This window comes from Cupriavidus gilardii (assembly GCF_017598945.1).
Taxonomy (GTDB): Bacteria; Pseudomonadota; Gammaproteobacteria; order Burkholderiales; family Burkholderiaceae; genus Cupriavidus; species Cupriavidus gilardii_E.
In genome coordinates this window covers 1-10,044 of record NZ_JAGFTW010000024.1, presented here as the reverse complement: position 1 = coordinate 10,044, position 10,044 = coordinate 1, and the positions used below count along the sequence as shown (strand labels likewise).

At 69.3% G+C, this 10,044-nt stretch carries 8 protein-coding genes and 1 pseudogene; 6 read left to right on the top strand and 3 right to left on the bottom strand.

The features are described 5' to 3' along the window. Positions 1-163 precede the first annotated feature (163 nt). Positions 164-415: pseudogene (locus J5T34_RS09440) on the top strand (helix-turn-helix domain-containing protein); the annotation flags it as partial. Between the two features lie 89 nt (positions 416-504). Here J5T34_RS09440 and J5T34_RS09435 read toward each other — a convergent pair. Further along, positions 505-1,203 (bottom strand): fumarylacetoacetate hydrolase family protein, encoded by a 699-nt coding sequence (locus tag J5T34_RS09435; protein WP_208579531.1) that lies wholly within the window; start codon positions 1,201-1,203, stop codon positions 505-507. A 331-nt stretch (positions 1,204-1,534) separates the two neighbouring features. On the opposite strand from J5T34_RS09435, the gene J5T34_RS09430 reads away from it, so the two are divergent. Beyond that, the gene (locus J5T34_RS09430) at positions 1,535-2,557 is read left to right on the top strand and encodes a Bug family tripartite tricarboxylate transporter substrate binding protein (RefSeq protein WP_208579530.1); all 1,023 of its coding nucleotides are present in this window, start codon (positions 1,535-1,537) and stop codon (positions 2,555-2,557) included. A gap of 47 nt (positions 2,558-2,604) precedes the next feature. Then, entirely contained in the window at positions 2,605-4,386 is a 1,782-nt protein-coding gene (locus tag J5T34_RS09425) for an IlvD/Edd family dehydratase (protein WP_208579529.1), read from the top strand. Between the two features lie 33 nt (positions 4,387-4,419). Here J5T34_RS09425 and J5T34_RS09420 read toward each other — a convergent pair whose 3' ends face one another. After that, positions 4,420-5,352, bottom strand: a complete 933-nt coding sequence (locus J5T34_RS09420; RefSeq protein ID WP_244258792.1) for a LysR family transcriptional regulator — start codon at positions 5,350-5,352, stop codon at positions 4,420-4,422. Between the two features lie 195 nt (positions 5,353-5,547). On the opposite strand from J5T34_RS09420, the gene J5T34_RS09415 reads away from it, so the two are divergent. The 3 genes from J5T34_RS09415 to J5T34_RS09405 all read left to right on the top strand — a co-directional run bounded on the left by J5T34_RS09415 (position 5,548) and on the right by J5T34_RS09405 (position 9,194). Continuing rightward, complete coding sequence (locus J5T34_RS09415) at positions 5,548-6,504, top strand: dihydrodipicolinate synthase family protein (protein WP_208579528.1); 957 nt, start codon at positions 5,548-5,550, stop codon at positions 6,502-6,504. Between the two features lie 37 nt (positions 6,505-6,541). Beyond that, positions 6,542-7,558 (top strand): tripartite tricarboxylate transporter substrate binding protein, encoded by a 1,017-nt coding sequence (locus J5T34_RS09410; RefSeq protein ID WP_208579527.1) that lies wholly within the window; start codon positions 6,542-6,544, stop codon positions 7,556-7,558. 76 nt (positions 7,559-7,634) lie between these two features. After that, complete coding sequence (locus J5T34_RS09405; RefSeq protein WP_208579526.1) at positions 7,635-9,194, top strand: UxaA family hydrolase; 1,560 nt, start codon at positions 7,635-7,637, stop codon at positions 9,192-9,194. Positions 9,195-9,230: 36 nt separating this feature from the next. Here the strand turns inward: J5T34_RS09405 and J5T34_RS09400 are convergent, their stop codons facing one another. Beyond that, complete coding sequence (locus J5T34_RS09400) at positions 9,231-10,031, bottom strand: HAD-IIB family hydrolase (protein WP_208579532.1); 801 nt, start codon at positions 10,029-10,031, stop codon at positions 9,231-9,233. Positions 10,032-10,044 lie beyond the last annotated feature (13 nt).

The window sequence follows — 10,044 nt, the reverse complement described above, 5'->3', positions numbered from 1 at the left end:
CATACGAGATTCGCTTTGGTCCCGTGGGTTCGGAGATGTGTATAGGAGACGGGGCCGGGGCGGGGCGCCGGCAGCCGGCTTTCCCGACGCCGGCACGGCCACGCGGGCGGCGGATGGGAACACGCCCGCTTAGGGAAGCCGCATCGCCCCTGGCTTCGGACCCGCCGGCGCACCGATGCCGGCGTCGATCACGGCTCCCGCGCCCGGCTGGGAAAGCCTGCTGGCCGGCGAGGCCCGCGCGATGCTGGAGGCGGGGCAGCCCGAGGTGATGGACGCACTCACGCGCCGCTTCGAAAAGGCGGTGCTGGAGGCCGCGCTGGGCGTCACGCGCGGCCGCCGCGTCGAGGCCGCGACGCGGCTCGGCATCGGCCGCAACACCATCACGCGCAAGCTGCAGGAGCTCGGCTTCGATTGAAGGTCGCCGATCGCGCAAGACAAAACGCCACGGCAATGCCGTGGCGTTTTTGTTCGGGGGCGCGGCGCTGCGAGGCCGCTGTCGCTCGGCTACGGGCGCGCGCCGACCGTAAACGCGAACTCGCCCAGCCCCGCCACGCCGCCGCGCACCGCATCGCCCGGCTGCAGCTTGCCGACGCCGGCCGGCGTGCCGGTGAAGATCAGGTCGCCCGGCGCGAGCGCCATGCTCTGCGAGATATAGGCGATGACATCGGCCACCGGCCAGATCATCTCGTTCAGGTCGCCCTGCTGGCGCACCTCGCCGTTGACCTCGAGCCAGATGCGGCCCTGCGCGGGATGGCCGACCGCGCTGACCGGCTGCAGGGGGCCGCACGGACCGGACGCGTCGAAGGCCTTCGACCAGTCCCACGGCCGGCTCATCGACTTGGCGACGTCCTGCAGGTCGCGGCGCGTCAGGTCCACGCCGACGCCATAACCCCACACGTGGTCCAGCGCGCGCTCGACCGCGATGTCGGTGCCGCCCTGGCCGATCGCGACCACCATTTCGATCTCGTGGTGCAGGTTGTCCGTCAGCGGCGGATAGGGGACGGTGCCTTGCGCGGGCACCACCGCATCGGCCGGCTTGGTGAAGAAGAACGGCGGCTCGCGGTCCGGGTCCTTGCCCATCTCGCGCGCATGGGCGGCGTAGTTGCGCCCGACGCAGAACACGCGGCGGATCGGGAAGCGGGCGGTGCTGCCGGCGACGGCGACGCTGGCCGGCTCAAACGGCGGAATCACGAATTCGGTCATGGTCTGAGGGAGTGAACGGGGGATCGGAGCCGATTGTACTGAGCAGGACTCGCCAATATGAAGCGAATCATTTTGGCGCTGAGCATCGAAAACTTCGATGGATGATTCGCCGTCTCGCGACGTGCTTTTCCCCCGCACGTTCGGACATCCCCGGTGCGCCGCCGCGCGCCAAACCAAAATAATTTTTTGGTTAATCGGTGCGGCAACCGCTTCTTCCGCCTGCCGCTCCTCTCCACACTTGCCGTCACGGCGCGCCGTGTCCTGCGTTCCCAGGCAGGGCTCGAAGACAGCGCCGGCATAACGAGACGAAAGAGCAAGACAAGGAGACCCCATGACCGCCAAGCCGACCCGCCCACCCCGCAGCAGTCGCCGCCGAACCTGGCTGCGCGCCAGCCTGCTGGCGCTGTCCGCACCGCTGGCCTTGACCGCGCCCGCCGCCTTCGCCGCCTACCCCGACAAACCGGTGCGCCTGGTGATTCCGTATCCGCCGGGCGGCGCCACCGACGTGATCGGCCGCATCATTGCCGCCAGGCTGAGCGAGACGCTGGGCCAACAGGTCGTGGTCGAGAACCGCGGCGGCGCCGGCGGCAATATCGGCGCCGAGGCGGTCGCGAAGAGCGCGCCGGACGGCTATACCTTGCTGATGGGCGCGCTGACCTCGCATTCGACGATGGCGACGCTGGAGAAGGGGCGGCTGCGCTACGATCTGCTGAAGGACTTCGTGCCGGTGATGGTGGTCGGCTCGGTGCCGCTGGTCGTGGTGGTCAATCCGCAGCTGCCGGTCACGACGCTGCAGCAGCTGATCCAGTACGGCAAGGCCCATCCGGGCAAGCTGAACTATGCGAGCTCGGGCGCCGGCGCGCCGCAGCGCATGGCGGCCGAGATCTTCCGCAAGGAGGCCGGCATCGACATGGTGCACGTGCCCTACAAGGGCAGCGGCCCCGCGATGACCGACCTGGTGGCAGGGCAGGTCAACATGATGGTCGAGACCGTGCCGGCGGCGCAGCCCTTCATCAAGAGCGGGCAGTTGCGCCCGGTCGCGGTGGCGGCGGCAAAACGCATCTCGATGCTGCCCGATGTGCCGGCCGCCGGCGAGAGCGGCATGCCGGCGCTCGATGTCAGCTCGACCTTCGGCGTGCTCGCACCGGCCGGCACACCGGCGCCGGTGGTGCAGCGCCTGAACGCGGCGTTGGCGAAGATGCTGGAGATGCCGGCGGTCAAGGCGCAGTTCCTGCAGCAGGGCGTCTACGCCTTGCCGGCGACCACGCCCGAGAAGGCCGCCGAGCGCTTGCGGGAGGAGGTGTCCCGCTGGCAGAAGGTCATCACCGACGCGGGCATCGAATCCGACAGCTAGGCCGCGACCGTACGAACCACTGAAACCACACCTCTTCACCGACGACGATGAGCACGACCCCCAAGACACCCGATGCATCCGGCGACGACAACGAACGCGATCTCCAGCCCGACAGCGGCCTGCGCAAGGGCCTGACCAACTACGGCGACCAGGGCTTCTCGCTGTTCCTGCGCAAGGCCTTCATCAAGGGCTCCGGCTATACCGATGGTGCGCTCGATCGGCCGGTGATCGGCATTGCCGATACCGGCAGCGCGTTCAACCCGTGCCACGGCAACATGCCGCAGCTGATCGAGGCGGTCAGGCGCGGCATCCTGCTGGCCGGCGGCCTGCCGATGCCGTTCCCGACCATCTCGATCCACGAGAGCTTTGCTGCGCCGACCAGCATGGTGTTGCGCAACCTGATGTCGATGGACACCGAGGAGATGATCCGCGCGCAGCCGATGGACGCGGTGGTGCTGATCGGCGGCTGCGACAAGACCGTGCCCGCCCAGCTGATGGGCGCGGCCTCGGCGGGCGTGCCGGCCATCCAGCTGGTGACCGGCGCGATGCTGACCGGCTCGCATCGCGGCGAGCGGGTCGGCGCCTGTACCGATTGCCGGCGCTACTGGGGCAAGTTCCGCGCGGGCGAGATCGATGCGCACGAGACCGCGCAGGTCAACGACCAGCTGGTCGCCAGCGTCGGAACCTGTTCGGTGATGGGTACCGCCAGCACGATGGCGTGCCTGACCGAAGCAATGGGCATGAGCCTGCCCGGCGCCGCCACGCCGCCGGCCGTCACCGCCGATCGCATCCGCATCGCCGAGCTGACCGGCGCGCGCGCGGTGGCGATGGCGCGCGAGCGGCTGACCATCGACCGGGTGCTGACGCCGGCCGCATTCGAGAATGCGATGCGCGTGCTGCTGGCGATCGGCGGTTCGACCAACGGCATCGTGCATCTGGCCGCGATCGCGGGGCGCATGGGGCTGGACATCGACATGCAGGCGCTGGACCGGATGGGCCGCGAGACGCCGGTGCTGCTGGACCTGAAGCCGAGCGGCCAGCACTACATGGAAGACTTCCACAAGGCGGGCGGCATGGCCACGCTGCTGCGCGAGCTGCGGCCGCTGCTGCGGCTCGATGCGATGACCGTGACCGGCCGCACGCTGGGCGAGGAGCTCGACGCCGCCGGGCCCGGTTTCCCGCAGGACGTGGTGCGCTCGATCGCCGATCCGATCTATCCGCAGGGCGGTATCGCGGTGCTCGGCGGCAATCTTGCACCCGGCGGCGCGATCATCAAGCAGTCCGCCGCCGATGCCGCGCTGATGGAGCACGAGGGCCGCGCCGTGGTGTTCGAGAATTCGCAGGACCTGGTCGAGCGCATCGACAGCGACGCGCTCGACGTCAACGCCGACGACATCCTGGTGCTCAAGCATATCGGACCGAAGGGCGCGCCGGGCATGCCGGAAGCGGGCTATATCCCGATTCCGCGCAAGCTGGCGCGTGCCGGCGTCAAGGACATGGTGCGCATCTCGGACGGGCGCATGAGCGGCACCGCCTTCGGCACCGTGGTGCTGCATGTCACGCCCGAGGCCGCGGTGGGCGGGCCGCTGGCCCATGTGCGCACCGGCGACCGCATCCGGCTGAGCGTCAGCCGCCGGGAGCTGAGCCTGCTGGTGCCGGACGACGAGCTCGAGCGTCGCCGTGCGGCCAACCCGGTTTCCGAGCCGACTGCGCCGCGCGGTTATATGAAGCTGTTCCTGCAATCGGTGACGCAGGCCGACCGGGGCGTCGACTTCGACTTCCTGCGCGCGCCTGAAACGCGCGGCAAGACGCCGGGCGCGCCCGAGTAAGCGCAGCGCTTCGCTGCAGGGCCGGGCGGCGCGCTAACGCTGCCCGGTCGCGCTCGCCGCATGCTCGAGCAGCGTGCGCGACAGCGCGCCATGCGCGGCGTGCGGCGACCACAGCAGGCCCACCTGCCGCACCGGCGCGCGTCCCGGCAGCGCAATACGTGCGACGCGGATGCCTTCGGGCCAGGGCGGCGTCCAGTCCGGCACCAGCGACACGCCGATGCCCTGATGCACCATCGTCGCGATGGCGTTCAGCGCATCGATCTCGAGCCGCTCGTGCGGCACGATGTTGTGCTCGTGCAGATAGCGGTCGGCCACCATGCCGCCCCACATGCCGCGGTCGTAGCGGATGAAGGGCTCGGTGGCGAGCAGCTCGTGCGCGCCGCGGTCGGCCATCGATTCGGGCGCCAGCACGATGAAGGGCTCGCGCACCAGCACGTGCCACTCGAACGCCTTTGGAATCGCGAACTGCGGCGCCACGATGATGCCGGCATCGAGATCGCCGCCGACGATGCGGCGGTACAGATGCGAGGACGAGCCGGGTTCGACGAAGATCTTCAACTGCGGATGCGCCGCGTAGACGCGCTTGAGGATCGGCGGCAGCAGACCGGTCAGCGCGGAGGTCGACACGCCGAGCCGCAGTTCGCCGAGCAGGCTGTCGTCATGCGCGACCGCATTGAGGTCGCGCACATCGCGCACCACGGCGCGCGCCTTCGGCAGGATGCGCAGCCCGCCCTGGGTCGGCACCACGGTGCGCCCCGCGCGCTGCACCAGCGGCGTATCCAGCGATTCTTCCAGCGCCTTGACGCGCGCCGCGATGGCGGCCGGCGTCAGGCCCAGCCGCCGCGCCGCTTCGGCGAACGAGCCGTGCTCGACCACGGCGACGAAACTCTGCAGATAGCGAATGTCCACGGCGGGGAAGGCCTCTTGTTGTCTCTCGTTGTTGTCGTAGTGGGATGGGCGCGGCAAATCTTAGCAAAGGGGGGCCGCTGCATCGGTCTGGCATGAACCCAAAAAATATTATCGTTTGAAGCAGCCGTTCCATGCTGTTTCCGCAGGTTGGCGGTTCCTAGAATGGGCCCATTCGTCGATCGCCTGCCGATCGCACTCGTCGAGCCCAACCCATTGGGCCAGCCGCGCAAGCGCCCATCCCCGGAGACAGCCATGACCCAGCCCGCCCGTCCACGCGGCGTCTTTTCCCCCGTGCTTACCCCGTTCACCGCGGCCTATGCGCCCGATGCCGATCGTTTCGTGCGGCACTGCCGCTGGCTGATCGAGCAGGGCGTCGGGCTGGCCGTGTTCGGCACCAACTCCGAGGCCAATTCGCTGTCGCTCGACGAGAAGCGCGGCCTGCTGGACCGCTTGCTGGACGCCGGGATTCCTGCGGATCGGCTGATGCCGGGCACCGGCGCCTGCGCGCTGCCCGACGCGATCGCGCTGACGCGCCACGCGGTCGCGGCCGGCTGCGCCGGCGTGCTGATGCTGCCGCCGTTCTACTACAAGGGCGTCAGCGACGACGGCCTGTTCCGCGCGTTTGCGCAGGTCATCGAGGCGGTCGGCGAGGGCGTCGGCGAGGACGTCCACAATACGCGGCTGCGGGTCTACCTGTATCACATCCCCGCGGTCAGCCAGGTACCGCTTGGCCTGGACCTGATCGATCGGCTGTTGACCGCCTATCCGGGCATCGTGGCCGGCATCAAGGACAGCTCCGGCGACCTCGCCAACACGCGCGCGATGATCGAGCGCTTCGGCGCACGCGGCTTCGATGTGTTCGCAGGTACCGAGGCGATCCTGCTCGAGACGATGCGCGCCGGCGGGGCCGGCTGCATCACCGCCACCGGCAACGTCAATCCGGCGCCGATCGTCGACCTGTATGCCAACTGGCAGGCGCCGGACGCCGATGCGCGGCAGGCCGCGCTGAACCGCACGCGCGCGGCCTTCCAGCAGTTCCCGATGATCGCCGCGATGAAGGAAGCGATCGCGGTGCAGAGCGCCGACGGCGGCTGGCGCACGGTGCGCCCGCCGCTGACCGAACTGCAGGAGGCACAGCGCGCGATGCTGGCGCAGTCGCTCGATGCGCTGGGCTTCGCGATGCCGGGCGCGGAACGGCTCGCGGCCTGACACAACAACACACACAACGGCACCCCAGGAGACAACCATGACGTTCGCCAATCAGCCATGCCGGCAGTTCGCCGGCCTTCGCCTTGCCCTGTGCGCTTCCGTCGCCGGACTCGCGATGACCGCGATCACGGCCATGCCGGCGGCGGCCGCCACCGAGGCCTTCCCCAGCAAGCCGATCCGCGTGGTGGTCGGCTTTGCGCCCGGCGGCGGCGCCGACATCGTCGCGCGCCAGCTCGGCGCGCAGCTGTCGAAGCAGATGGGGCAATCGATCGTGGTCGAGAATCGGCCCGGCGCGACCGGCACCATCGCGGCGTCGAACGTCGCGCAGTCGCCGGCCGACGGCTATTCGATGATGCTGGCCTCGCAATCGACCATGGTGATCGCGCCGAGCATGTACGCGAAGCTGCCGTTCGATCCGCTGAAGGATTTCATGCCGGTCACGCAGGTGGTGTCGATGCCGCTGGTGATGGTCGTCAATCCTTCGGTGCCCGCCACTACGGTCAAGGAGGTGGCCGATCTGGTGCGCGCCGGCAAGCTGACCAGCTACGCGTCGTCCGGCCCCGGCGGCCCGCAGCATATCGCCGGCGAGCTGTTCAACACGATGAGCGGCATCAAGCTGACGCACGTGCCCTACAAGGGCGAGTCCGCCGCGCTGACCGATGTGATCGCCGGTAACGTGCCGGTGATGTTTGCCAACGTGCCGGTGGCCGCGCCGTTCATCCAGTCCGGCAAGCTGAAGGCGATCGCGGTATCGAGCCTGGCGCGCGCGCCGAGCCTGCCGCAGGTGCCGACGGTTGCCGAGGCCGGTCTGAAGGACTTCGAGGTGCTGACCTGGTATGGCCTGTTCCTGCCCGCCAGCACGCCGCGCCCGATCGCCGCGCGCATCAGCGACGAGGTGGCCAAGGCGCTGAAGGAGCCGGCGCTGCGCGCCAAGTTCGTCGAGCAGGGGCTCAATATCCTCGGCACCAACCCCGAGCAGTTCGGCAAGTTCATGACCGGCGAAGTGCCCAAATGGGCGGCGGTGGTGAAGGCGTCGAATATCCGGCCGGAATAAGGCCGCTTGCCGTCCCTTGCCGTCCCCCGCCATCCCGATCCCGTTCTTATTCACCCAACACGGAAACAAGCGCCGTATGGAAGCTGGCCACACGATTCGCCAAGACAAGACCCTGCTGGGCCCCTGCATCCGCCTGCATCCCGCCGACAACGTCCTGGTCGCGCGCATGGATGTCGGCATCGGCGCGCAGGTGCCGGGCCAGACCTGGACCACGCGCAGCCAGGTGCCGGCCGGCCACAAGATCGCCGCGCGGGCGATCCGTGCCGGCGAGCCGATCGTCAAGTACAACGTCTGCATCGGCTTCGCCGCGACCGACATCGCGCCCGGCAGTTACGTGCATTCGCACAACGTCAGCTTCCAGGAGTACGAGCGCGACTACGCCTACGGCCGCGACTATGTGCCGGTCGAGCGCGTGCCCGCCTCGCGTCAGGCGATGTTCGACGGCATCGTGCGGCCCGATGGCCGCGTGGCCACGCGCAACTATGTCGGCATCCTGTCGACGGTCAATTGCTCGGCCACCGTGGTGCGCAAGATCGCCGAGTGGTTCACGCCCGAGCGGCTGGCCGACTATCCGAACGTGGATGGCGTGGTCGCCTTCAGCCATTCGCTGGGCTGCGGCATGGAGATGACCGGCGAGCCGATGGACCTGCTGCGGCGGACCATGGCCGGCTACGCGCGCCATGCCAACCTCGGCGGCGCGCTGATCGTCGGGCTGGGCTGCGAGCGCAACCAGCTCAAGGGCCTGCTCGAGACGCAGTCGCTGCAGGACGGTCCCTTGCTGCGGACCTTCGTGATGCAGGACAGCGGCGGCACGCGCAAGACCATCGAGGCCGGCATCGCGGCCGTGATGGCGCTGCTGCCGGAGGCCAATCGCGTCGAGCGCCGGCCGGTGCCGGCCAGCCATCTGACCGTGGGCCTGCAGTGCGGCGGCTCGGACGGGTTCTCGTCGATCACCGCCAATCCGGCGCTGGGGGCCGCGGTCGACCTGCTGGTGCGGCACGGCGGCACCGCGATCCTGTCGGAGACGCCGGAGATCTATGGCGTCGAACACACGCTGACGCGGCGAGCCGTCAGCCGCGCGGTCGGCGAGAAGCTGGTCGAGCGGATCCGCTGGTGGAAGGACGAGTATTCGGTCGGGCGCGACGTGCAGATCAACGGGCAGGTCAGCCCCGGCAATCAGATGGGCGGGCTGGCGAACATCTTCGAGAAGTCGCTTGGCTCGTCGATGAAGGGCGGCACCGGGCCGCTGATGGCGGTCTACCGCTATGCCGAGCCGGTGACCGAGCACGGCCTGGTCTTCATGGATACGCCCGGCTACGACCCGGTATCGGCCACCGGCCAGATCGCCGGCGGCGCCAACCTGATCGCGTTCACCACCGGGCGGGGCTCGATGTTCGGCGCCAAGCCGGTGCCCAGCGTCAAGCTGGCCACCAACTCGCCGATGTACCGCCGGCTGGAAGAGGACATGGACCTGAACTGCGGCACCATCCTCGACGGCGAGAAGACCATCGAGCAGGTCGGCGAGGAGATCTTCCAGCTGATGCTGCGCACCGCGTCGGGGCAGCGCTCGAAGAGCGAATTGCTGGGGCTGGGCGACAACGAGTTCGTGCCCTGGCACATCGGCATCATGAGCTGATGCCGGGGCCGGTGCCGGCGGCCGGTATCGGGGTGCTCAGGCGTCCCGCGCCGCCAGCAGCGCGTCCACCATCTCGGCAAAGCCTTCGCCGCCCGCGGCCTCGGTCACATAGGCCGGCGGCACCGGCAGCAGCGGCAGGATCTCGCGCACATTGGCCACGCCGACCGACAGCGGGAAGTGGGCGAACATCGACGCATCGTTGGCCGAATCGCCGATGAATACCCATTCGTCGCGCTGCGCGTCCAGATCGGCGCCCAGCAGTTCGGCCGCGCACAGGCGGCTGGTGCTGAGCTTGTCGTGCTGGCCGAACCAGCCGTTGACATGGATCGAGCTGACGGTGGCCGTCATGCCGGCCTCGCGCATCAGCGCGACGATCCGGTCCACCGCCGCGGGCGGCAGCGGCGCGACGTCCTCGGCGTGATCGATCGCCAGGTCGGCGGCGTGCCAGTGCTGGTCGGACGCCAGCGCGCAGCCGGGCACTTCCCGCAGGATCCTTTCGCCCAGTTCGTGGATGCGCCGCAGGTTGTGCGCGCGCGTCGGTGCGTCGTCGATGAAGCGCGTGACCAGGCGGCCGTCGCGCAGATGCGAATAGAAGGCGCCGTTCTCGCCGATGATCGCGTCGACCGGCCACAGCCGCGTCAGGATCTCGGCCCAGGCGATGCAGCGGCCGGTGACAGGGATCACCTGCAGGCCGGCGTGCCGCAGGCGCTCGATCGCCAGATAGGTCTGCGCCGGCAGGCGGCCTGCGGTGGTCAGCGTGCCGTCGATATCGGTCAGCACGCCGCGCACGCGGCGCTGCTTCTTATACCCATCTGACGCTGCCGTGGAAGAGGACAGTGCTGTATTCGGC